21 protein-coding genes and 1 pseudogene are annotated in these 22687 nt (G+C 46.4%); 11 read left to right on the top strand and 11 right to left on the bottom strand.

The annotated features are described in order from the left end of the window. Nucleotides 1-383: 383 nt before the first annotated feature. The 7 genes from FRZ54_RS03120 (at nt 384) to rplS (ending at nt 4349) form a co-directional block, all read left to right on the top strand. Nucleotides 384-1295: a hypothetical protein gene (locus FRZ54_RS03120; protein ID WP_147030193.1), complete on the top strand. Its 912-nt coding sequence runs from the start codon at nt 384-386 to the stop codon at nt 1293-1295. Continuing rightward, a complete protein-coding gene (locus tag FRZ54_RS03115; RefSeq protein ID WP_147030192.1) occupies nt 1292-1726 on the top strand; it encodes a hypothetical protein in 435 nt (144 codons plus the stop codon). The genes FRZ54_RS03120 and FRZ54_RS03115 overlap by 4 nt, the downstream gene beginning before the upstream one ends. A 2-nt stretch (nt 1727-1728) precedes the next feature. Next, the gene (locus tag FRZ54_RS03110) at nt 1729-1929 is read left to right on the top strand and encodes a helix-turn-helix transcriptional regulator (RefSeq protein ID WP_147030191.1); all 201 of its coding nucleotides are present in this window, start codon (nt 1729-1731) and stop codon (nt 1927-1929) included. A 2-nt stretch (nt 1930-1931) separates the two neighbouring features. Beyond that, entirely contained in the window at nt 1932-2408 is a 477-nt protein-coding gene (locus FRZ54_RS03105; protein WP_147030190.1) for a CoA-binding protein, read from the top strand. Next, nucleotides 2386-3105: a VOC family protein gene (locus FRZ54_RS03100; protein ID WP_147030189.1), complete on the top strand. Its 720-nt coding sequence runs from the start codon at nt 2386-2388 to the stop codon at nt 3103-3105. Before FRZ54_RS03105 ends, FRZ54_RS03100 begins: the two co-directional genes overlap by 23 nt. A 54-nt stretch (nt 3106-3159) precedes the next feature. Then, nucleotides 3160-3834: a tRNA (guanosine(37)-N1)-methyltransferase TrmD gene (gene trmD, locus FRZ54_RS03095; RefSeq protein ID WP_147030188.1), complete on the top strand. Its 675-nt coding sequence runs from the start codon at nt 3160-3162 to the stop codon at nt 3832-3834. Nucleotides 3835-4001: 167 nt separating this feature from the next. Beyond that, nucleotides 4002-4349 carry a 50S ribosomal protein L19 gene (rplS, locus tag FRZ54_RS03090; RefSeq protein WP_147030187.1) on the top strand — a complete coding sequence of 116 codons (348 nt, stop codon included), beginning with the start codon at nt 4002-4004 and terminating at the stop codon, nt 4347-4349. A gap of 163 nt (nt 4350-4512) precedes the next feature. On the opposite strand, the gene FRZ54_RS03085 is transcribed toward rplS, so the two are convergent. The 4 genes and pseudogenes from FRZ54_RS03085 to FRZ54_RS03070 all read right to left on the bottom strand — a co-directional run bounded on the left by FRZ54_RS03085 (nt 4513) and on the right by FRZ54_RS03070 (nt 7203). Continuing rightward, complete coding sequence (locus FRZ54_RS03085) at nt 4513-5220, bottom strand: phosphatidylserine decarboxylase family protein (protein WP_147030186.1); 708 nt, start codon at nt 5218-5220, stop codon at nt 4513-4515. A gap of 22 nt (nt 5221-5242) precedes the next feature. Continuing rightward, nucleotides 5243-6006, bottom strand: a pseudogene (locus FRZ54_RS03080) (phosphatidate cytidylyltransferase). Between the two features lie 50 nt (nt 6007-6056). Beyond that, entirely contained in the window at nt 6057-6269 is a 213-nt protein-coding gene (locus tag FRZ54_RS03075; protein ID WP_147030185.1) for a putative signal transducing protein, read from the bottom strand. Further along, a complete protein-coding gene (locus FRZ54_RS03070) occupies nt 6250-7203 on the bottom strand; it encodes a CPBP family intramembrane glutamic endopeptidase (RefSeq protein WP_147030184.1) in 954 nt (317 codons plus the stop codon). The genes FRZ54_RS03075 and FRZ54_RS03070 overlap by 20 nt, the downstream gene beginning before the upstream one ends. A gap of 42 nt (nt 7204-7245) precedes the next feature. Here FRZ54_RS03070 and dusB point away from each other — a divergent pair, with 42 nt between their 5' ends. Further along, nucleotides 7246-8238 (top strand): tRNA dihydrouridine synthase DusB, encoded by a 993-nt coding sequence (dusB, locus tag FRZ54_RS03065; protein WP_147030183.1) that lies wholly within the window; start codon nt 7246-7248, stop codon nt 8236-8238. A 44-nt stretch (nt 8239-8282) separates the two neighbouring features. Further along, nucleotides 8283-8669 (top strand): Co2+/Mg2+ efflux protein ApaG, encoded by a 387-nt coding sequence (gene apaG, locus FRZ54_RS03060; RefSeq protein WP_147030182.1) that lies wholly within the window; start codon nt 8283-8285, stop codon nt 8667-8669. Nucleotides 8670-8800: 131 nt separating this feature from the next. Here the strand turns inward: apaG and FRZ54_RS03055 are convergent, their stop codons facing one another. After that, nucleotides 8801-9529, bottom strand: a complete 729-nt coding sequence (locus FRZ54_RS03055) for a zinc metallopeptidase (RefSeq protein WP_147030181.1) — start codon at nt 9527-9529, stop codon at nt 8801-8803. 61 nt (nt 9530-9590) lie between these two features. On the opposite strand from FRZ54_RS03055, the gene FRZ54_RS03050 reads away from it, so the two are divergent. After that, nucleotides 9591-10727 (top strand): NAD(P)/FAD-dependent oxidoreductase, encoded by a 1137-nt coding sequence (locus tag FRZ54_RS03050; RefSeq protein WP_147030180.1) that lies wholly within the window; start codon nt 9591-9593, stop codon nt 10725-10727. Nucleotides 10728-10845: 118 nt separating this feature from the next. Here the strand turns inward: FRZ54_RS03050 and FRZ54_RS03045 are convergent, their stop codons facing one another. From FRZ54_RS03045 to recQ, 3 genes are all read right to left on the bottom strand, one after another. Next, nucleotides 10846-11199: an MmcQ/YjbR family DNA-binding protein gene (locus FRZ54_RS03045; protein ID WP_147030179.1), complete on the bottom strand. Its 354-nt coding sequence runs from the start codon at nt 11197-11199 to the stop codon at nt 10846-10848. Nucleotide 11200: 1 nt separating this feature from the next. Further along, nucleotides 11201-12529, bottom strand: a complete 1329-nt coding sequence (locus FRZ54_RS03040) for a UDP-N-acetylmuramoyl-tripeptide--D-alanyl-D-alanine ligase (RefSeq protein WP_147030178.1) — start codon at nt 12527-12529, stop codon at nt 11201-11203. Nucleotides 12530-12656: 127 nt separating this feature from the next. Next, nucleotides 12657-14813 (bottom strand): DNA helicase RecQ, encoded by a 2157-nt coding sequence (gene recQ, locus FRZ54_RS03035; protein WP_147030177.1) that lies wholly within the window; start codon nt 14811-14813, stop codon nt 12657-12659. 404 nt (nt 14814-15217) lie between these two features. Here recQ and FRZ54_RS03030 point away from each other — a divergent pair, with 404 nt between their 5' ends. Then, nucleotides 15218-17713, top strand: a complete 2496-nt coding sequence (locus FRZ54_RS03030; protein WP_147030176.1) for a M14 metallopeptidase family protein — start codon at nt 15218-15220, stop codon at nt 17711-17713. 71 nt (nt 17714-17784) lie between these two features. Here FRZ54_RS03030 and FRZ54_RS03025 read toward each other — a convergent pair whose 3' ends face one another. The 3 genes from FRZ54_RS03025 to FRZ54_RS03015 all read right to left on the bottom strand — a co-directional run bounded on the left by FRZ54_RS03025 (nt 17785) and on the right by FRZ54_RS03015 (nt 22647). Then, nucleotides 17785-20238 carry an outer membrane beta-barrel family protein gene (locus tag FRZ54_RS03025; protein WP_147030175.1) on the bottom strand — a complete coding sequence of 818 codons (2454 nt, stop codon included), beginning with the start codon at nt 20236-20238 and terminating at the stop codon, nt 17785-17787. A gap of 376 nt (nt 20239-20614) precedes the next feature. Then, nucleotides 20615-20911: a hypothetical protein gene (locus FRZ54_RS03020; protein ID WP_147030174.1), complete on the bottom strand. Its 297-nt coding sequence runs from the start codon at nt 20909-20911 to the stop codon at nt 20615-20617. Between the two features lie 77 nt (nt 20912-20988). Next, nucleotides 20989-22647 carry a PspC domain-containing protein gene (locus FRZ54_RS03015; protein ID WP_147030173.1) on the bottom strand — a complete coding sequence of 553 codons (1659 nt, stop codon included), beginning with the start codon at nt 22645-22647 and terminating at the stop codon, nt 20989-20991. Nucleotides 22648-22687: the final 40 nt, after the last annotated feature.

Here is a 22687-nt window from a genome sequence, read left to right as displayed (position 1 = left end):
AACTGCACGCTTTGCAGGAAGTAATCTATTCGCTGCTGATTGGAAAATTCCCTGTTGCTCAATGGCTTAATGCTGTTTTCTCCCTGCTATGCCCGTGCTGGCATCGTTGTTGTGTTATCGTTTGCATTAAAATTATTTCTTATGGAAAAAATCAAACAATCTTTCATAGCGATAGTAGAAGGCGAACCAACGCGTGAGCACTATACCAACTTCTTAATTTTCTTTCTCTGCTTATCGGCTCTGATAACAATAGTTTATTTCGCGACCGGCATGAACCACATGGCGCCACAGTATTAGAAAAATCAGTTGATGAAATTTTTTGTCAAATCTACTTGACATTTGTAAAATAAACTTTACATTTGGTCAATCAAAATTGACAAATTATGAAATCACGGTTTTTGTTACCTAACCAAATGAGGCCGCTGGGCTGGATTTTGGCACTGCCGGGCTTTGTATTAGGCTACCTGGCCCTTTATCGGGATTATAAGATACCCGGTTTTGGTATGAGCGTTCGCCCGCCCGGCCCGGCTTATCACGGCTTGTTTTACCGGGACTTCACTCAAACACTTGCCCTTACACTGGTTATTACCGGCTTGTTTTTGGTAGCTTTTGCCCGCGAAAAAAAGGAAGATGAACTCACGGCGCGTATCCGGTACAATGCTTTGTACTGGGCAGTGCTGGTTAATTATATCATTTACCTGGTATGGCTGATATTAACCATAGCCATCGAATTACTGAAACTTGATAAAGATCCCCTGGGGTCCTTCGCCGATATTATGGGGATGTCAACCTACAACCTGTTTACGCCTTTGCTGATCTTTATAGCACGCTATTATTACTTACGTTACAACAAAAATGGCGAATACAAAGTGGATAAGATGGTTTACCTGCCCGAACGGCCCTATAAGATCATCGGTCAGGCTGTTTCGGTTCCTTTGCTGGTGATTATTTTGTTCGCATTTGTAGGTTCGTGGTTTTTTAAAGGCGATACGGAACCGAAAGATTGGATAACGACGATGTTTTTGCTCCTGCCGCTCACGCTGATGATATGGGGGTACAGCAAAAGGCACAATGAAGACGAGTTTGTATCAACACTCCGCCTCGAGTCGATGCAACTGGCGGTTTATATCAATTACGCTGTTTTACTGCTGGCTAATTTCTTCTTTTACTCTATAGATTTTATGCTGGTAATGTTCCTCAACCTGGGTACCATAGCGCTGTTTTTTGTGCTGCGTTTTAACTATATACTTTGGAAATATAATAAGCAAAACGGGAAAGGAGAATTGGCCGTATGAAAAACCGATTTTTGTTCCCTTACTGGTTCCGCTACTTGGGCTGGGGGCTGGTTATATTGCACGTACCTTTAAGCATGCTTGGTCGTTCGCATGGCATGATCAATATCATGGATGCGCAGCCCACCAGTGGAGGGCCGTTTTCGGGCGAGCACTTATTCTTTATTTGCACATCATTGGTGATGGCTACAGGACTATTTTTTGTTGCTTTTGCAAAAGAAAAGATGGAAGACGAACAGATATGGCAGATCAGGCTCGATTCACTGCGGTGGGCCATATACATTAACTATATCATCCTCATCGCCAGCCTCGTTTTTATTGAAGACGTTGGTCATATGCTCGAACTTAATTTGTGGGTGCCGCTTATATTTTTCATCATCCGTTTCAGGTGGGTTATTTTCCGGCTGAACCGTTCATTAAGCCGGGAGGGATAGCCATGAAAAATAATATACGTGTGGAACGCGCAATCAAAGATATCACACAGGCCGACCTTGCCGAGGCGGTAAATGTATCGCGCCAAACCATCAATACCATCGAAAGTAATAAATATGTACCTTCAACGGTACTGGCGCTGAAGATAGCCCGGGTTTTCGGCAAACCGCTGGAAGAGATATTTATATTGGAAGAAGGGGATTAAATATGGAACAAACAATTGAACAACAAATGCGGTCGGCTAAGACGATCTTGCTCGTCGACTGGCCCGAACAACGCGTTCCGCGTGCTTTGTTAAATGCCGGTTTCTCCGTTTTTGGGTATAGCCCCGAAGGGTATTCCGTAGCAAGTATTGCTGATGAAAAGCCAGGCAAAGCGGATGGACGTACCGTTTTTCAACCGGGAAAGGAAGGCGAAAAAAGCTTTCTTGTTTTCGAAAGTACCGGGGAACGGCCCAGTTCGGTTGATATTGTGAATGTGTACCGGCCCGAAGCCGAACACGCCGCCATACTGGAGAAGCAGGTTTTAACCACCGGTGCCCGGGTAATGTGGCTTCAGCCCCCCGCAACTTCCGCTGCGGTAAAGGATATCGCGGCAGCAAATCATATCATATTAATTGAAGGAGTAGACATTGCTGACCTAGCAGCTAAAATTTTAAATTATGGCGAACATCGAATACCCTAAAGTTGCCCACGGGCGGATATGTTACGTAGAGATACCGGCGCAGGATATTAACATTTCATCAGCTTTTTATCAAAAGATATTCGGCTGGAACATCAGGACACGAAGCGATGGCCGCATAGCTTTTGACGATGGTATCGGCAAAGTAAGCGGCACCTGGGTACAAGGCAGAGAACCCGCAGCACAGCCCGGTTTGATCGTATCCATCATGGTTGATGATATTGAAGCAACTATGCAGGCCATAATTTCGGCCGGGTGCAGCATTGTGAACAAGATACAGATAGGCGAAACGGAGTTTGTTGCCTGGTTTGCCGACCCGGCAGGGAATGTACTTGGCCTATACCAGCATCCCGGTGGCGGGCATGGCAAGATATGTTACCTCGAGATACCAGCTGCCGACATAAATAAGTCGGTTGAATTTTATAAAGCTATTTTCCCGTGGCAAATACGAAGCGATAATCACGGTAATGCCGCTTTTGATGACGTTATCGGTAACGTAAGCGGCATGTGGGCCGGCCACGTTAAGCCGGCGCCATCCGGCCTGGTTGTTTATACCATGGTGGACAGCGTCGCCGAAACGGTGGAAAAGATAGTGGCCCATGGCGGCGCCATAGTTAAACCGCCCCGCGGTAATTCCAAAGAAGACGACGCTATATTCAGTGACCCGGAAGGGAATATCATGGGTATAGGACAGGAGTGACAAATGTAACTTTCACCCTTCGCCTTTCACCTCAAACAAAACTATCTTTGCGCCATGCGCTTTGATCTGATCACCGTTTTACCGGGCTTGCTCGAGAGCCCTTTTGCTCATTCCATTTTACAGCGTGCGCAAAAAAAGGGTATAGCCGAAATAGTGTTACATAACCTGCGCGACTATGCTACTAACAAACATAAAAGCGTTGATGATTACCCGTTCGGCGGGGGCAGCGGCATGGTAATGACCATAGAGCCTTTTGCAGCATGTATCGAAAAATTAAAGGGTGAACGCGACTACGACGAGGTGATCTTTATGACTCCGGATGGCGAAACGCTTAATCAATCCATCGCCAATCAATTATCCATAAAAAAAAACATCATCGTGCTTTGCGGCCATTATAAAGGTATCGATCAACGCATACGCGACTTGTTTGTTACCCGTGAAATTTCTATCGGCGATTATGTTCTTTCGGGCGGAGAGCTGCCCGCTGCAGTTTTGGTGGATGCCGTGGTAAGGCTGATACCCGGCGTGCTGAGCGACGAAACTTCGGCCCTGTCCGACTCGTTCCAGGATGACTTGCTGGACGCACCGGTGTACACCCGCCCGGCCGACTGGAACGGACACAGGGTACCCGACATATTATTGAGCGGCAATACCCCGGAAATAGAAAAATGGCGTTTTGAGCAGGCTGTTGAACGGACAAAACAGCGAAGACCGGATCTATTGAAATAAAGAACTTATCGGTAACTATACTGCTAAATTGCCTTTATTGCCCCGAAAATGTTAACATTTGGCAAAATGTGGAAATTTTTAAATCTTACTTTTTAAATTAAAATAAAATCCCTATTATTGCAAGCCGATTTTTACGGGTTAAAAATTGCGTTTAGAGCTTAAAAATCATGGATTTAATAAAATTTGTCGAAGAGCAATCAGTAGAAAAAAAGCAAATTCCTGCGTTTAAGGCAGGTGATACTGTTAGCGTACACTATAAAATACGTGAAGGTAACAAGGAGCGTATCCAGGTTTACCAGGGTGTTGTTATTCAGCGTAACAGCGATGGCAGCAACCAAACTTTCACCGTACGTAAGGTTTCAAATGGTATCGGTGTTGAGCGTATATTCCCTGTGAATTCGCCAAATATCGATAAAGTAGAAGTAAACAGCTTTGGTAAAGTACGCCGCGCTAAATTGTTCTACCTGCGCGAATTGACTGGTAAAGCAGCCCGTATCAAATCAAAAAGAGTTTAAACTCCTAACCCCTAAAGGGGGAATTTATAAAGCGTACAAATAAAAAATCCCGTTTCATTCCGAGACGGGATTTTTGTTTGCATCTTTTTGTCATTCTGAACGTAGTGAAGAATCTATGCGAATGTTTATTCTACGTGAAACGATGAATAAATGAGTCGCTATATCAGGCTTTCTTCTCTGCCTTTGCTCCCCCTTTAGGGGGCAGGGGGGCTTCCATTAGTTCTGCAAGCACCGTTCTCCCGCCTTTCACAACTTCACCAATCTCAACATTGATCTTGGTCCCCAATGGCAGGAAAACATCCACCCTTGAACCAAATTTGATAAAACCGAACTGCTGCCCCTGGTCCACTTTATCACCTTCTTTCACATACCATACGATACGACGGGCCAATGCGCCTGCTATCTGCCTGAATAATACGGGCACCCCCTTGCTGTTTTCGATAACGATGGTTGTACGCTCGTTTTCTGTTGACGATTTGGGGTGCCAGGCCACCAGGTATTTGCCCGGGTGATATTTAAAATACTTAACCACGCCGGCTATGGGGTTTCGGTTTACGTGGACATTAACGGGCGACATAAACACGGATATCTGTATGCGGCGGTCCTGCAGGTATTCGGGCTCGTCGGTTTCTTCTATTACCACCACCTTGCCGTCGGCCGGGCAAAGTACATGCTTTTCGTCGGCGGTAATGCGTATTCGCGGGCTGCGGAAAAACTGCAGGATGATGAGGAACAAAACTCCGGACAGTATGTAGACGATCCACTTCAGCGTGTGCGCCGAAGGATAATAAAATTGTATAAGGGCGTTAGACACGAATATCAGCAGTACGCAAAGCGCTATAGAGGTATATCCTTCTTTATGAATGGTCATTTACAGGAAATTTTGTGCAAAATTACAAATTTGTAACGAAGTAGAGGTAGGTATAAACAATTGGCGCCGCCAGCAGCAAGCCGTCGAACCTGTCGAGCAGGCCGCCGTGCCCGGGCAATATGTTACCGGAGTCCTTTACATTGATGCTGCGTTTAAACATCGATTCCACAAGGTCGCCCAATGTGCCAAAGCTGCTGATAAGTACGGCAACGGTTACCCATTGGTACCAGGTTAATTCGCGGTAAAAAATACTCAAAATATAGCCGGCTGCGGCACTGATCAATACCCCCCGATGAAGCCCTCCCAGGTTTTTTTGGGCGAATGCCGCTCGAATAATTTAGTCCGTCCGAAGAAATAGCCGCTTAAATAGGCCCCGGTATCGTTGGCCCAAAGCATAATGAAAAACCCAAGAGGGATATGAAAGCAATAGTCGCCTAAAAGCCTTGTATAACCCAAAGCATGAAAAAAAGAAAAAGGTACCACCACGAATATTACACCCAGGAAGGTATAGCCGATATTGGCAAACGGCGTAGCCGATTTTCGGTATAGCTCCTGTATAAACACTGCAGCCGTTATAGGTACAAGCACCAGCAGGTAACCGTGCGGTACATCATTGGCTGAAGAGCTTACCAGGGCGCCGGCCAGGTATACCAATATTCCGGTACAAACGCCTAATACCTGCGCGGGCGAAAAACCGGTTCCTTTTATCAGCCTGTAAAATTCGATGAGTGCCAGGATCGCTAAAAGGAGATAAAAAGCATCGAACACATAGCCCCCAAGCAACATGGAGGCAAGCATAACAATAATAAAAAAGAAGCCGGTAATGGCGCGTGTTTTCATGGGTTTATCTGGTTCAGGATCATCGCTTCAATAGCATCGCCGAAGTCTTTCTGGTGGATATATACTTCGATATGCCCGAATGTACGGTGCGACGAGTCCTGTTTATTCAATAGTACGGTATCTATCTGGTGTTCAATAAGCATCTGCTTCACTATCTCGGCCTGGTAGTAATTGGTTGACGAAAAAATTTTAATCCAGTTCTTCTCCATGATGAGCAGCCTGCCATTTGTCTGAAATATACTTATAAAAAAACAATAATAACAGCGTCACAACAAAACTTGCAACGAAAATGACATTGCTGAATAGCTTTTGCTTGTCGGGGTCAAGGTCGGTTATTTTGTTTTGAAGCAGGTAGGTCCACACCACTACGGTACCGTTATTGACAAAGTGCGCCAGTATCGCCGGCCATACACTGCCGCTCCAGGCCGTAAAATATCCAAAAAGTAGTCCCAGCGCCAGGCGTGGTAAAAAGCCGTAAAACTCCTGGTGAAAGGCGCTGAAAAGGATAGCTGTGATCCAGATAGCCACGTGTATATTTTTGGTCCAGCGGAAAAATACCGTTTGAAAACATCCCCTGAACAATATTTCTTCTACTATCGCGGTCAGCAGGCCAATAAAGAGCAGATCGTATATCATGCTCCAAAAAGTTGGCATCCGCATCATGGTGTCCGATAGTTTTTGCGCTTCGTCCTCGCTCTGGCGCATCCAGTGCTCCACGCCCTTCAGCGCTTCGGGCAATACCATTTTTGAATTAAGATCGCCCAGGAACTGAATAAAGGGAAATACGGCCAGCATCGCCACGAAAACGATCCCCATCAGCATTTGTGGGTAGTCAAAATGATGCTTTATATAATCATCCGGGTCATGCACCACGCGATAAGAAAAAATGATGGGGGTGATCAGTATGGGCAGGGTGGTCCCGATAAACTGGATGGTCCACAACGAACTTTGCACCTGTTGCGAACCGAGTTTCAGGTTAGCGATATCCAGCAATGTGTCCGTACCGTATCTTACAGCAACAATGGCCCCGGCAATAAAATTGCCCGCTATAATAGTCGCTATCAGTATGCCCATCAATATAAGAAATTGCAATCCGGGATGTATTTGCTTGTGTGGTATGGGGTTAGAAGGGCCTTCTGTCATAATTTGAGGTAAAATTCGTAATTTTGCCGGTCAAAGATACGCATGTCTGTACAAATAGGAAATATCGAACTTGGAGAGTTCCCGCTGCTGCTGGCGCCGATGGAGGATGTGAGCGATCCGCCGTTTCGTTATGTGTGTAAGCAAAACGGCGCGGATATGATGTACACGGAGTTCATTTCGAGCGAGGGGTTGATACGGGATGCAGCCAAAAGCCGACAGAAACTGGATATTTTTGAGTACGAACGTCCTATTGGCATACAAATTTTTGGCAGCGATATCGAACACATGCGCGAAGCAACCGAAATAGCTTCACAGGTAAATCCGGACCTGATCGACATTAACTACGGCTGCCCGGTAAAAAATGTGGCCTGCCGTGGCGCAGGCGCCAGTTTATTGCAGGATATTGATAAAATGGTGGCCATGACCAAAGCCGTGGTGGAAGCCACCCATTTGCCTGTAACCGTAAAAACGCGCCTTGGCTGGGACGATAATACCAAAAATGTGTACGAGGTAGCGGAACGCCTGCAGGATGTAGGAATTAAGGCCCTAACCATACATGGGCGCACCCGTTCGCAGATGTACAAAGGCTTTGCCGACTGGACGCTGATACGTGAAATAAAGAAGAATCCGGGAATAAAAATCCCCATTTTTGGTAACGGTGACATCGATTCGCCACAAAAGGCTGCCGCCTGGAGGATGGAATATGGTGTAGATGGAATGATGATCGGTCGCGCAGCCATCGGATACCCCTGGATTTTTAGGGAAATCAAACATTTTTTCAACACAGGCGAATTCCTGGAAAAACCTACCATCGCCGAACGCGTTGATGTTTGCCGCACCCACCTGGAGAAGTCTATCGAGTGGAAAGGCCCTAAAACAGGCGTTTTTGAGATGCGGAGGCACTATTCCAATTACTTTAAGGGTATCGATCACTTTAAAGAGTACCGCATGAAACTGGTTACCGCCTCGACGTTTGAAGAGATAAACGAAATATTATTTGAAGTGGCTGACAATTACAGCGCAGAAATGGCGTGATATTTGAACTGGTAAAGTTATATTAGAATCATTCACAGTTTGCTATGATAACTACAATTACCGACGGCGTCAAAGTTTCTGTAGAGACCATCTACCAGCCGGAGTACTCAAACCCTGCCAACGACCATTATATGTTCGCTTATAAGATCAGCATCGAAAACGTTGGCCATAATGCGGTGCAGCTAATGCGCAGGCATTGGGAAATTTTCGATTCGAACGGTGCAAAACGGGAAGTTGAAGGCGAAGGCGTAGTAGGACAACAACCCGTTATTGAGCCGGGAAGCACACACGAATATGTATCGGGCTGTAATTTAAAAACTGATATGGGCAGCATGAAAGGCCAGTACCAAATGGTGCGACTGATGGATGATGCCGCGTTTGATGTACAGATACCGGAATTTTACCTGGTTGCCCCGTACAGGATGAATTAAATCGATCCACTCAAAATAGAAAGGCTGCCGGAGGAATCCAGGCAGCCTTTTTCATTACAGTATATTTAGTAAAACAAGAAGCCCCATCTGCAAACACAGATGGGACTTAGAGCTCAAGATTTTCGACCCGATCAGTTTCTCCTGTTAAACAAAAACGACGCGTAATAAAGCAAGGTAGCCAGCGAACCCAGCGCGGCAACCACATAAGTCATGGCGGCCCACCAAAGTGCATCTTTTGCCTGTGCGTGCTCCTCGCCGGTTTGCATAACACTGTAATTGTTGTTCAGCCAGGCCAGAGCCCTGCGGCTGGCGTCAAACTCTACCGGCAGCGTTATAAAGCTGAACAGCGTAACCAGCGCCAAAGCGGCAACACCGATGGCCAATACCAAAGGATTTTGCGTAAAGAAAAGCAGCATTACGCCAATGAATAGGGTCCATTGGGTAAGTGTCGACGCAACGTTGACAACCGGCACCAGCGACGAACGCAGGCTAAGCCACGCGTAAGCTTTTGCGTGTTGCACCGCGTGCCCGCATTCGTGGGCAGCAACAGCCGCCGCGGCAATACTGCGACTGTAGAACACATCGGGGCTAAGGTTAACCGTTTTATCCGCCGGGTTGTAGTGGTCGGTCAATTGGCCCTCGACCGAAATGACCTGCACATCAGTAATATTATTATCTCTCAGCATCCGTTCAGCTACTTCCTGTCCCGACATGCCCGACGATAAGCCGATCTGCGCATACTGGTTGAATTTACTTTTGAAGCGCCACTGAACAATAAAGCTTACGACTGCAATAACGATCATGAGCAGCCATGCCGAGTTTAGTGTAATATATCCTGTAATGAATGATAGATGATCCATAGCAATATGATTTAAACGGTATATTTCAAAAACTATTCCATGCTAATTTCTACTTTTGGGCGTGGAGCATACTTTTTCGTATTGGGAGCGGACGGCATTTACAGAGAATGCTGATGTGATCATCATCGGTAGCGGTATTGTCGGATTGAGCGCCGCCCTGCATTTGAAACGGGAACAGCCCGGCCTTAAAGTAACAGTGCTTGAAAGGGGTTTTCTTCCCAGCGGTGCAAGTACCAAAAATGCCGGTTTTGCCTGTTTTGGCACACTTTCCGAGCAAATTGAATACCTGAAACGCTCATCCGAAGAAGAGGTACTGAAGCTGGTGGATTACAAATGGCGGGGCCTGCGGCGCCTGCGGGCAAACCTTGGTGATAACAATATAGATTTCTACCAGTATGGCGGCCACGAGCTTTTCATGGAAAACGAATCCGGAAGGGCCGAAGAGGCGCTCGATCATTTAACGTATTTTAACAATTTGCTGGCACAAGCTGTTGGAAGCCATGACATATATGCAGTTGCCGATGCCAAAATAGCTGATTTTGGTTTCCGGGGAATTAACCATATCATCTATAACCCGTTCGAGGGTCAGCTGCATACCGGTAAAATGATGCGCACCCTGCTGAACCGGGTTTATGAGCAGGACGTATTGGTCCTGAATAATTGCAGCGTCAACCAAATTGAGAATGAGGGCGGCAACATCCGTCTGCAAACTTCGCAGGGCGATTTTAAAGCCACAAAGGTTATCCTGGCCACCAATGCCTTCGCGGCACAGTTGTACCCTGAGTTGGATGTCATCCCTGGCCGCGGCCAGGTGCTGGTTACTAAACCGGTGCCGGGTTTAAAACTCAGGGGCACCTACCATTTCAACGAAGGTTACTATTATTTCCGCAATATCGACGGCCGTGTGCTTTTTGGCGGCGGCCGAAATATCGATTTTAACCAGGAGAAAACCTGGGACTTTGGCCATACTGAAGCCGTCAAAAAACAATTGACTACTTACCTCAACGAAATAGTACTACCTGGTGAAAACACGGAGATCGATTACTGGTGGAGCGGCATCATGGGTTTTGGGGAAGATATCAGCCCGATAGTAAAGGAAATTCAACCAAACGTTTACTGCGCCGTGCGCTGTAATGGTATGGGTGTAGCCATGGGCAGTCTGGTGGGCGAGGAAGTGGCCGAATTAGTGTTGCGATAAGGTGTTCACGCAAAAGCCGCTCGCCAAACATAAAACCACTTCAATTTATTGATTATCAATACTTATAATTTTTGCTCGTCCCGAGAATTGCCCAAAAATGGACCATCGCGTGAACACCTTAGTGTATGCGGTCGTGATATGCTTTAAGTTGGGTTTTGGAAGCACGGTCCATCCAGGCCTTAATTAGTAAACCCTTAAGTTCTTCCGGATCTACTTTGGGCAGGTTTACCAGCAGGCAGGGGTAATTCCGGTAATGATCAGTAAAAAAATACGTTTCCGGGTCCTTTGCTATCCATTTATCCCGCTCATCCGTGCGTATTACCAATACCTCACCGTTTTCCCATAAGCGACAAAGCATTTTTTTCTGTGCATAAAAAGCAGGGGTTCCATGACTCATGCCCTCGGTCGTACCGGGCAATCCAGCCATGGTGTTGCGGATAAATTGGAGGTAAATGAAGGGATCGGTACTCATATCAAAACAGATCTACCAACCGTTCCAAAGCCATCCCCCGCGAACCCTTGATCAATACGGTCGAGTCTTTTATAGGTTCATCCTTTAATGCAGCAATAGCCTGTTCTACAGTGTGATAGAATTTGTCTATGGACCATGGTCCATGGTCCATGGACTCACCTGCTTTGAAAAATTCACCTCCAATAAAAATCCGCTGATTCACTTCCGTTTCCAATGCCTTCCGTATCACAGCCTTATGTTCCGCAGCCGACTCGTCGCCCATCTCGAACATATCGCCCAGAACCAGCACCTTATGTTTGGCATCCAGTTTTCCCAGGTTCTCTATCGCCACGAACATGCTGCTTGGGTTGGCGTTGTAATAATCGCAGATAAGTGTATTGGTAGCCGTTTGTGTTATCTGCGAACGGTTGTTTTTAGGCTGATAGCCACCGATGCCAGCATTGATCTCGGCAGGTGTCAGTTTGAAATATAAGCCGATACAAATGGCCGCCAATATGTTGGGCAGATTATATTCCCCGGTCAATAGCGTTTTTACATCATAGATATCGCCCGTCTTCCTATTTGTCCATTGCAACGTAAGAAACGGTGAATTGGCGATGATCTGCCCTGAAACCAGGCTGCCTGGTTCATTTTTTCCGTAATGAACAACCTGCTTTAGATCGCGTCCATGTTGCATTTCCATCAATACGGTATCATCGCAATTAACAAACGCCACCCTTTGTTCATCTCCTGCCAAATAATCATACAATTCCCCTTTCCCTTTTTTTACCCCCTCAACCCCGCCAAAGCCTTCCAGGTGAGCCTTGCCCACATTGGTTATCAGCCCATGTGTAGGCTGAGAAATGGTGCAAAGGAACCCGATCTCTTTTTGGTGATTGGCGCCCATCTCTATCACGGCCGCTTCGTGGGTTGCATTGATGGATAAGATCGTCAGCGGAACCCCGATATGGTTATTCAGATTACCCTGCGTGGCATAAGTATTAAAATGTTGCGACAGCACGGCATTGATCAGTTCCTTGGTGGTAGTTTTGCCATTTGTGCCCGTGAGCCCGATAACGGGTATGGTCAACTGCCGGCGATGGTAACGCGCCAGGTCCTGCAAAGTGGTAAGTACATCATCAACCAAAATATATTGCTCTCCAAGCCGGTAAGCAGCGTTATCGATAATGGCATAAGCTACACCTGCCGATACCGCCTGTTCTGCAAAAGTATTGGCGTCAAACTTATCGCCTTTCAAAGCAAAAAACAGGCTGCCCGGTGCTATTTTCCGGGTATCCGTACTGATGACAGGATGTTTCAGAAAGATTTGATATAGTTGTTCGGTTGTCATTTAATATTATCATTAATAAATGAATGTCATCCCGAACTTGTTTCGGGATCTCACAGGATATGTCGCCATTGTTGCGTAAACTTAGCAAGCGGGATGCTGAAACAAGTTCAGCATGACATCCTTGTTGCTAATTATTCCCCCTGTTCATCCAGCCTATCACCGCTTTAATTTCGCCATAAGTATAGTTATCTCCTAATACTTCTTTTAATGGCGCCAGCCGTTCCTGCCCATAGCTTTCAACAGCATCCTTTATAGCCGGAATTTTACCTTCATTAACAATCTCCGTGACTTCCAGTTCGCCGGATTGAATAAAATAACCCAGGTGACTCTCAATGGTCATGGGCGACAAGCTGCGTTCGGCAGCAATTTCCATCACACTTTTGCCTGCACGAAATAAAGTAAAACTTGCCAGCCGCGTATCCGAAGATCGTAATTTTCCGGTATTCGGCGCTTTTGGCGCCTTCCGTTCTTTTTTAGCTGATTTTTGTGCGATGCGCGATGCGAGTCCGTGTTTGCCGCAATAGTTTTTAACCGGTATCAAAAACTCGCGACCGTATCGTGCCAGTTTCACATCGCCAAAACCTGGTACCAGGCGCAGCTCGTCCAAAGTTTGCGGCAGATAAGTGGCCATTTCCAATAATACAGCATCGGAAAGGATGATATACGGCGGTACATTCTGCGGGGCGGCGATATCCCGGCGAACAAGTTTCAGTTCATTCAGCAAGCCTGCTTCATAAGGGATAATTTCGGATTCGCGTTCTTCGTTAGTCTGTGTGGCTATCAGTTCAACTTTTTGGAGTCCCTTTAGCACGGCTTCACTTTTTTCGGTCAGCTTTAATACCGGGTATTCATCGTCTGTAGTTTGCAGGTAGCCCTGTGCTACCAGTTCGCGGATGTACCTGAACCAGTCGGCCCGGTGAATATCTGCCCCAACGCCGTAGGTTTTGAGTTGCTTATGCTCCTCGCGTATCTTTTCCCGTTTCGATCCCCTCAAAAAATCGATCACATACGTATTGCCGAACCGTTCCTTCAGCCTTGCCACCGCCGAAAGCGCTTTTTGGGCTATAAGGGTGCCATCAAACTTCTCAACTTCGCTCAGGCAAACATCACACGATCCGCAGTTATCCGGGAAATCCTCGTCAAAATAACGCATCAGGTATTGGCGACGGCAGGTCTGCAGCTGGCTGTACCTCACCATATCGTCCAGCTTTTTCAGCATAATGGTGCTTTGTTCCTCGTTGCCGTCAACCCTGGCGAAGCCTTTCAGCTTGGTTGCGTCGCTATAGGAGTATAAAAGCAACGCATCGGACGCCAACCCATCGCGGCCCGCGCGGCCGGTTTCCTGGTAGTAGCCTTCAATGTTTTTGGGCAGATCGGCATGTACTACGTAACGGACATTCGATTTGTTGATACCCATGCCAAAGGCGATGGTAGCCACAATGATCTTCACATCATCGCGCAGAAAAGCTTCCTGGTTGCGGGCCTTGTCGGCGTGGTCCATACCGGCGTGATAAGCTTCGGCAGCGTAGCCCTCAGCTTTCAGATCGGCCGCCAGTGCTTCGGTCGATTTACGCGATAGGCAATAAATAATACCCGAATCTTCTTTTCGCGGCTCCAGAAAATCAAGCAACTGGTTAAAACTGTTCTTTTTGGGCAGCACGCGATAAGTAATATTGGCCCGGTTGAACGAAGAAACGAATTCGGCCGGGTTTTTCAGGTCGAGTTTTTCGAGGATATCCCTGCGGGTGAGTTTATCAGCCGTCGCAGTAAGAGCGACGACGGGGATATTGGGAAAATCATTCTTTAAACCTGCCAGCATCAGGTATTCGGGCCTGAAATCGTGCCCCCAGTGCGAGATACAATGTGCCTCGTCAATAGCGATCAAGCAAACCGGCAACGACTTCAGAAAATTGATAAGGATGCTGCCCGAGCCAAATAAACGTTCCGGCGCCAGGTAAAGCAACTTGATCGCGCCTTGTTTCAGTTTTTCTGTTATCATTGCCTGTTCATCCGGCGATTGGGATGAATTTAAAAACGCGGCCGGTATGCCGTTTACATTCAGCGCGTCAACCTGGTCCTTCATCAACGCTATAAGCGGCGAAATAACAATGGTAAGTCCATCCATCAAAACCGCCGGCAGCTGGTAACAAAGAGATTTGCCCCCACCGGTCGGCATCAGTACCAAAACATCTTTCCCTGCCAGAATATCCCGGATAATAGCTTCCTGCCGGTGCCGGAATTCGCTATATCCAAAATACTTTTGTAAGGCTTGTGCAGGTGTCATATTGATCGGCGGATGTGCAGATTGCAAATGTGCAGATTTTTGATGTGAAGGAATAGGGTATGCTTAAAATTTTAGCATTTTGTTAATTCACCAGATGTGAAACCCCTTCAGTACCTGCCTTATTACACAGCGCAAAGACAATTAGTCGTAGGCTCTAACGCTTTGTAGAAAAGACAAAGAATGAAATTTATGCTTCAGGGAGATTACCCATCTGCAAGTAAGATAACGAGTTTTTCTGTCCATGCCTTAAATGATGGTAAAAGGTAGCCTCTACGAGGCAATATTGCTTTATTTTTCCATTGACTACAAACGGGTAGACCCGATGGGTCATATAAAGCATTATTATAAAATGCCCCAATCTCATTACCACATTCAATTTTTTATTTTTAGCTTAGCTAATCACTATGCTGAAAAAAGTACTTCTCTCATTCGTTTTCCTGGTTTATGCCGCGTTCACTTTCGCGCAGCAACTCCAATCGCCTTCCGAATTCCTGGGCTATAAATTGGGTACGCAATTCACCCCACATGCACGTATAGTGGATTATTTTAAATATGTGGCCGGGGCATCAAAAAATGTTAAACTGCAGCAATACGGTACCACTAACGAGGGCCGCCCGCTGATGGTGATGTTCATCGCCTCAGACGAAAATATTGGCCGGCTGGAAGAGATCAGGCAGCATAACCTCTCGCTTGCCGGGCAGGGCAATAGTAATACGGCGCTGAAAAATGCCCCGGTTATAGTATGGCTTAGCTATAACGTACATGGTAACGAGCCAAGCTCGAGCGAGGCATCCATGCAGGCGCTTTTTGACCTGGCCGATCCGTCGAACACCCGTACCAAACCGTGGCTGGCAAATACGGTGGTTGTGATAGACCCCTGCCTGAATCCTGACGGGCGCGAACGTTACATCAACTTTTATTGTTCGGTAGCGGGGGTTACACCCGACGCCGACCCTGCTGCACGCGAACATAGCGAACCATGGCCGGGTGGCAGGATAAACCATTATTATTACGACCTGAATCGCGACTGGGCCTGGCAAACGCAAAAGGAAACAAAAGCAAGAGTTGCCTTATTCAACCAATGGCTGCCCGAGATCCATGTCGATTTTCACGAACAGGGCTACAATTCCCCATATTACTTTGCACCGGCTGCTGAGCCGTTCCATCGCGATATAACCGCATGGCAAAAGGAGTTCCAGGTGATCATAGGCAGGAACAATGCCAAATATTTCGACCAGCATGGCTGGCTGTACTATACCAAAGAGGAGTACGACCTGCTTTACCCGTCCTACGGCGATACTTATCCCATATATAACGGGTCCATCGGCATGACGTACGAGCAGGGTGGTATAGGCGCCGGGCTGGCCATAGCTACGCGCAGCGGCGATACCTTAACTTTAGCCGACCGTATTGCGCACCACCTTTCCAACAGCCTCAGCACTGTCGAAACAGCTTCGGCAAACGGTGCAAAAGCTTTGGATGAGTTTAAGAAATATTTTGATAACAGCCGTAACAACCCGCCGGGCGACTATAAAACCTATGTGATCAAAAACGATAACCAGGATAAGATCGATATGCTTGGTGCTATGCTTACCCGCAACGGTATTAAATATACGTTCGGCGTAAGGGATAAAAGTACCGGCTATAATTATGTTACCGGGAAAACGGAGGAGTTTGGGATAGGCGAGAAGGATATGGTAATAAGCGCCTACCAGCCCAAGGCTGTATTATTAAATGTATTGCTTGAGCCCAAAACCTTCGTGGCCGATTCCAACACGTACGATATTACAGCCTGGGCGCTGCCCTATGCTTATGGGTTAAAGGCCTATGGCATTAAGGAGGGTCTTAAAACCGACCAGGGTAAACCAGGCACGCTACAGTCGTCACACGCCAATAATGAGCATGCTTATGCTTATGTATCGCCCTGGAGATCGTGGTATGACGTGAAGTTTCTGGCCGAACTGTTGCGTAATAATATAAAAGTCCGCTATTCGGAAAAACCGTTCGAAGCAGGCGGCAAAAAATTTGCGGCCGGGTCGCTGATCATCGCCCGGGCCGGGAACAATGAAAATTTTGATAACACGGTTCGGAAAGTGGCCGCTGATTGCAACCGCGAGCTGACGCCATTAAGTTCGGGTTTTGCAGACAATGGGGTCGACCTCGGTTCGCACGCCATCAGGTTTATTCGCGCGCCGCGGATATTGCTCGTATCCGGCGACGGCGTTTCTGCTGAAGCGATGGGCGAGATATGGTTCTATTTTGAAAAGGAGATCAATTACCCCGTTACCATAGTAAGGTATAAAGACCTGGACCGTATAAAATGGAACCAGTTTGATATTGCGATATTTCCGGATGGCGATTACGAGGACCTGCCTGCAGACAAATTGCAAGGCTGGGTTCATGACGGCGGTAAGTTGATAGCCATGCAAAACACTATCTCGCTTTTGACCGATAAAAAAAGCTTTTCCATTAAAGCGGTGAAGGATGATAAAAGCGATACGACAAAGGACCGGTCGGACCTGGTAAAAACCTACGCCGACCGCGATCATGAAGCTATCCGCTCAAACATCCCCGGCGCTATCTATAAATTAGATATGGATAATACCCATCCGCTTGGTTTTGGACTTGACAAATATTATTTCGACCTGAAACTTGATGATGATTTGTACAAATACCTGGGTGACGACGGCTGGAACGTTGGAACGGTGAGCAAAAGTGGGTATGTCGAAGGTTTTGTGGGGCAGAAGGCTAAAGAAAAGATAAAGAACGGCCTGTTATTCGGCGTACAGAATTTGGGACGTGGCTCGGTTGTTTATATGGTTGATGACCCGTTGTTCCGCAGTTTCTGGGAAAATGGCAAGCTGCTGTTTGGCAACGCAGTATTTATGGTGGGGCAGTAGTATAGTGGCAGTTTAAAGTTGCAGTAGCAGCCCGATTATTGATTGACTGCCACTGCAACTGCCTCTGCTACTTAATTAGCTCCTTTCACCCTGTTATTCAGATCATCTGCACCGGTTTCATGCTTGCGCATTTTTATCTTGGTGCTTCCGAAATTGTAAGTAAATGTCAACCTGCCTATACGGCTTTCGCGTTTCTGCCTGATATCAAAGTCAACACTTTGGTATTTGCTGGTAACATCGTTGCGGCGCATGTTGAAAATATCGCTTACCGACAATTTAAGATTTGCCTTTTTATTAAGGAACGAATGGCTAACGCCGGCATCTATGCTATACTGTGGTTTTACATAAAACAGTGCATAAGTGAGGGCCGATTGGTAATTGCCCGAAAGCTCGAACCTGTAGCCCTTTATCGGCGTAAAGGTTTCGTTGGCCCTTACCTGGTAAGCGGTTTGGCCTCGGTCAAGGTTGCCGCCTTCCAGCCCGTTCGATTTGAAGCCGAGGTAAAATGCTGTCACATTTACATTACCGCTCCACCATTTGTTAATGGTATAGGGTGCAAAAAGGTTGGCGCTGTAATTTATCTGCGTCTGTAAGTTCTGGCTGGTTACAAAGCCGATCTTTGTTTTTGGGTCAGCCCCGGGTATTTCGGATATCACATCGGTTGTACGGCTGTACCCCAGGCTTAAATTGATACTCTTGTTATAGGTATAGTTCAACTCGAAGTTGTTGGTGTACTGCGGTTTCAAATATGGGTTGCCCTTTTGATAGGTATACGGGTCAAGGTGATACACAAACGGGTTCAGGTTATCATACTGCGGGCGATCGATACGGCGGCTGTATGATATACCTATTTCGTTCTTATCATTTATGGTATGGTTGATAAATACACTCGGGAACAGGTCGAAATAATGCCTTGATACAACCTGGGTAACATTAAGCGAGTCGCCGGTAGCGTTCGAACTGGTGTATTCGCCGCGCAGGCCCAGCTGAACCGAGGTGTTTTTATAATCCTTAGAGAAGTTGATGTAACCCGCGTTTATCTTTTCATCATAAATAAAGTGGTTAACGCTCAGGTATTGCCCGCCTTCAACAACAGATTGCTGCAGATCATTATCTGTTTTTACATCGCTCAGTTTCACACCTGTTTCAAATTTCACCGATTTGGTGATGGGCAGTGTGTAGTCGGCCTTTGCCGTGTGGATATCAATGTTTGATGGGGTAAGGTTTCCCAAGAAGGCTGACGGGTGCTGAATGCTGCCATCGGCCAGGAAGAAATTGGTCATATAATAGGCATTCGAATTGTTTTTGAATTTCGAATAATCCAGGTCGATGTTCAATTGCTGGCCGGCTGTATCCAGTTTCCAGGTATCGTTAAGGTTAACCGCGATATTGTGATAGCTTTGGTTGAAAACGGCAGCGGTTGTCAGCGACGAGTCTACCTGGCTAAAATTGGGGCCGATATGAGTGGTGTTGGTATTATTGTCTATTTCTGAATTGAAGTACCCGCTTACAACGAAACCCACAGTGTTCCTGTCCGAAATATCATAATCAGCTCCTATGCGGTAGCTATTATTATGATTGGTTTGGGGCAATTCGCTGAACTGGTTAAAAAAGGTTTGCCCACCAACGCTATCGGTAACAATACGTTTTATGCCTATATTCTGGTATCTCTTGTTATCGTTATGGCTGAAAGTGCCGAACAGGTTCAATTTACCTTCTTTATGATTTAATTGGAACGTTTCGTTGTCTTTACCGTTCTTGCCGTAACCAACGCCTGCGGTTATGCTGCCGTTTGTGCCGGTTTGTTTATTCTTTTTCAGCTTGATATTGATGATGCCCGAGTTGCCCGAAGCGTCGTACTTAGCCGATGGGTTGGAAATGATCTCTATCGACTGGATGGTATTTCCGTCGGTCGACCGCAGTAATGTGGCCAATTGGGCCGATGTCAGGTAGGTCAACTTATCGTTCAGCATCACGGTAACACCCTGTTTGCCTTTCAGGCTGATATTATCGTCCTTGTCAACGCTCACGCCGGGAGCCCGCTCCAATATATCCATTGCCGAATTTCCAGCTGCGAGTACGCTGCCGGCAACATTAAGCACCACCCTGTCCGATTTCTGCTCGATCAGCGGTTTGGCGGCTACAATGCTTACCGTACTTAAATTATGATCGTTAGGCTGCATGGTTATCTGCGGTACCGCAACGCTTTTTGATGCCTGGCTAATGGTGAAGGTCCCGCTCGTTGCCTTATCGTACCCAACGGTAGTTGCTTTTACCAGGTATTGCCCGTCTTTAACGTGCTCAAATACATAAACGCCGGCGTCGTTGCTAATGGCTCCCTTTACAATCGTGGAGTCTTTTGCATTCAACAGGCTGGTGGTGGCAAACATCATGGGCTTTCCGTGCTCATCAAGCAAGGTACCCGAGACGCGCCCACCGGGTGCGGCAGTTTGCGCCAAAGCAGTGCCCGATATTCCGACGATAAACAGGAGGGCATAAAATATTTTAAGGATAGTTGGTTTCATGTCTGTTGTGTTTTAAAATTTGGGCAATAAAAAGCCCGCCGGGGATTTTCCCCCGTTTTTTTGGTTTGTTAATAAATTGCCTGGTTCACCGGTTATTCAACCGTTTTTGTGGGATGAGTAACGGGTGCTAATTGTGTCTGCTTTGTTCTTTATCCATTTGTAGTTCTCGTATATTTCGGCAATACCACTCCCCTTCAGAGTATTTCTCTGTTTTTTTAGAAAAACCTTTAAAATGAGGCTTGCGGATATTACCGCGTTATTATTTTGTTATTTGTATTAAGATGCAGTAATAGGTTGAATGGTTACAGCCAATTTTGCGTTTTTCGGCGAAAAGTGAGATTTGCATACGCGAACGGCCTGTTTTCGTCGGTCAATGTCAATTAAAGTTTTTTAATGCCGGCGCCACACCACTTATTACGTCTTTGAAAAACGAAAATCCGCCTTCGCTTATCCCGGCCTGTTCCTGCGTGTTCCCATCGTTCTGATTTTTATTCAAATAAACATCAGTTTCCTCTGCCGGTAAATATTTTTTGACCACCGGCTTGCTGCTTTTGACCATTGGACGAACCTGGCCCAGTTTCGCAATACCGGCCGATCCCTTGTGCGTATAATAAAAGAGAAGGATAAGCCCGCACAACAGCAGCAGGCTTATATAGGTTGATGGCATTTTCATGAGCATGCTTTTTTGGTATGAAGCAAAATCATGAGCTGCTTTATTCAATTACCGGCAGCTCATGAATCTTTATATCATTATTTGATCTTCGAACTGTCAACCGGCAGGTGCTTCCTTATAATAGTATCGGTTACCAGTGTATCTACTTTGCACTGTATGCCGTTGTCGGTCATCACAAACGTGGCATCGGTTACTTTATCATAATCCTTTTTATTGATCTCGTTGCAATCATGAATGCTGAAGTTCGCAATCCTGTCCACATCGTGGTCAATAACCACTTTGGCATTTTTAGGTAGCTTGAGCGTAAGATCGATCTCTTCGTCATGCCATAATTCGTCGTTTTTTCCATAAAACCGCTGATCGAATTTGAGTACCGTGTCCTGCTGGCTGAATATATACTTGATACTGCGTGCGTTGTTAAAGGCATCTTCGTAATAAGGACCCCTTGCCCGAGATGATTTGATCAACACCGGCTGACCTGAATCGCTGGTTTCAATATTAAGCCTGATGTTGCGGTGATAAAAACTTTGGAAGTCGTTATCATCATCGTCGGCAACCTTCATATTTGGCGAAAGGTTTTTGATGTTCAATCTTACGCTGTCCTCAGCCGAGAAATATTTCAGGTCGTTCAGTTTGATATAGTAAACATTGTTCTTTGTCGGCGTTAACGCTATGGTCTCAACAACGCTGGCATGCGACCTGAACTCTGAAGCAATTCCAACCACATTGTATACAAAGGCGCCCACTGCGCAGAGCCAGATGATAAGCGCCGCTGTACCGCCCGAGCGGCTGATGCTGCCTACATTAAATATGCTTTTTAGCACCAGCATCATGATACTGACAAGCGGAACAACTACAACCACAAAGGCTGCTATAAATATGTAGTCGGCATGGTGATGACGAAGTATTTCATAGGGCAGGTCATGAAACGGTCCGAAATAGCCCACGCTTAGTAATGCGATGAACGCAACGGTAAAGAAAACCAGGAAGCCGGCACAGGTTAATATAAGGGCTATGCCGATGAGCTTTAGCAGCACTTTCGCCGCCCCGCTAAAAAATGTACCCAGGTGGTGCACAAAGTCGCCTGTAAAATCACGCGCCTTGTAAACAAAAGGCCGTGCCTCGTGGTGGAAGTTGGACAGGTTATTGCGCATGCTGCCCAGTTCTTCTTCAAAATTCTTTTTAAAACCCTGAAGGTTCAGCTTCTCACCCTTCATGGCCATACGGTCGGCCCGGGTAACAGCTTTGGGTATCACTATCCATAGTATGACATACAGTATGATGCCGGTGCCTGCAAAGAGGAACGAAAGGGCAAACGCCAGGCGTATCCATACCACGTCGACATCAAAATAATTGGCAATGCCGGCGGCTACACCGCCCAACAGGTGGTCGTCCGGGTCGCGGAACAACCTGCGCGAGCTGGTACTGCTATAATAGGTATCGCTGAAAGTAGGCTCGGTATCCATTTCAGATTTTTCAAAATCTTCAACGGTACCCATCTGGCCGATAACTGAGTTTACATCCTGCTCCACAATAACCTGTTTGTTTTCGCCTGCAAGCAGTTCGTTAAACATCTCGGCAATGCGGTTTTCTATATCGGTAGTTATTTCCAGGCTATCGGCCGAATTCATAAAATGACGTTTTACGTCCGTCATGTAGTTTTTCAGTATTTCATAAGCATCTTCCTCGATGTGAAATACTATACCGTTTATATTTATGATAATTGTTTTGTTCATGATCTTTGTTTCTTAAATGTCATTGGGTCATTAGTCGTTA

Origin of the sequence: Mucilaginibacter ginsenosidivorans (assembly GCF_007971025.1) — a bacterium.
GTDB classification, from domain to species: Bacteria; Bacteroidota; Bacteroidia; order Sphingobacteriales; family Sphingobacteriaceae; genus Mucilaginibacter; species Mucilaginibacter ginsenosidivorans.
This window is presented reverse-complemented; position numbering and strand designations above follow the sequence as displayed.

Excerpts from the sequence above, each read along its gene's own strand:
- FRZ54_RS03085 (WP_147030186.1), bottom strand. The coding sequence starts at position 5,220 with ATGACCATTCATAAAGAAGGATATACCTCTATAGCGCTTTGCGTACTG.
- FRZ54_RS03015 (WP_147030173.1), bottom strand. The coding sequence starts at position 22,647 with ATGAACAAAACAATTATCATAAATATAAACGGTATAGTATTTCACATC.
- FRZ54_RS03105 (WP_147030190.1), top strand. The coding sequence starts at position 1,932 with ATGGAACAAACAATTGAACAACAAATGCGGTCGGCTAAGACGATCTTG.
- recQ (WP_147030177.1), bottom strand. The coding sequence starts at position 14,813 with ATGACACCTGCACAAGCCTTACAAAAGTATTTTGGATATAGCGAATTC.
- rplS (WP_147030187.1), top strand. The coding sequence starts at position 4,002 with ATGGATTTAATAAAATTTGTCGAAGAGCAATCAGTAGAAAAAAAGCAA.
- FRZ54_RS03045 (WP_147030179.1), bottom strand. The coding sequence starts at position 11,199 with ATGAGTACCGATCCCTTCATTTACCTCCAATTTATCCGCAACACCATG.
- trmD (WP_147030188.1), top strand. The coding sequence starts at position 3,160 with ATGCGCTTTGATCTGATCACCGTTTTACCGGGCTTGCTCGAGAGCCCT.
- FRZ54_RS03110 (WP_147030191.1), top strand. The coding sequence starts at position 1,729 with ATGAAAAATAATATACGTGTGGAACGCGCAATCAAAGATATCACACAG.
- FRZ54_RS03070 (WP_147030184.1), bottom strand. The coding sequence starts at position 7,203 with ATGACAGAAGGCCCTTCTAACCCCATACCACACAAGCAAATACATCCC.
- FRZ54_RS03030 (WP_147030176.1), top strand. The coding sequence starts at position 15,218 with ATGCTGAAAAAAGTACTTCTCTCATTCGTTTTCCTGGTTTATGCCGCG.
- FRZ54_RS03020 (WP_147030174.1), bottom strand. The coding sequence starts at position 20,911 with ATGAAAATGCCATCAACCTATATAAGCCTGCTGCTGTTGTGCGGGCTT.
- FRZ54_RS03115 (WP_147030192.1), top strand. The coding sequence starts at position 1,292 with ATGAAAAACCGATTTTTGTTCCCTTACTGGTTCCGCTACTTGGGCTGG.
- dusB (WP_147030183.1), top strand. The coding sequence starts at position 7,246 with ATGTCTGTACAAATAGGAAATATCGAACTTGGAGAGTTCCCGCTGCTG.
- FRZ54_RS03120 (WP_147030193.1), top strand. The coding sequence starts at position 384 with ATGAAATCACGGTTTTTGTTACCTAACCAAATGAGGCCGCTGGGCTGG.
- apaG (WP_147030182.1), top strand. The coding sequence starts at position 8,283 with ATGATAACTACAATTACCGACGGCGTCAAAGTTTCTGTAGAGACCATC.
- FRZ54_RS03040 (WP_147030178.1), bottom strand. The coding sequence starts at position 12,529 with ATGACAACCGAACAACTATATCAAATCTTTCTGAAACATCCTGTCATC.
- FRZ54_RS03055 (WP_147030181.1), bottom strand. The coding sequence starts at position 9,529 with ATGGATCATCTATCATTCATTACAGGATATATTACACTAAACTCGGCA.
- FRZ54_RS03100 (WP_147030189.1), top strand. The coding sequence starts at position 2,386 with ATGGCGAACATCGAATACCCTAAAGTTGCCCACGGGCGGATATGTTAC.
- FRZ54_RS03025 (WP_147030175.1), bottom strand. The coding sequence starts at position 20,238 with ATGAAACCAACTATCCTTAAAATATTTTATGCCCTCCTGTTTATCGTC.
- FRZ54_RS03075 (WP_147030185.1), bottom strand. The coding sequence starts at position 6,269 with ATGGAGAAGAACTGGATTAAAATTTTTTCGTCAACCAATTACTACCAG.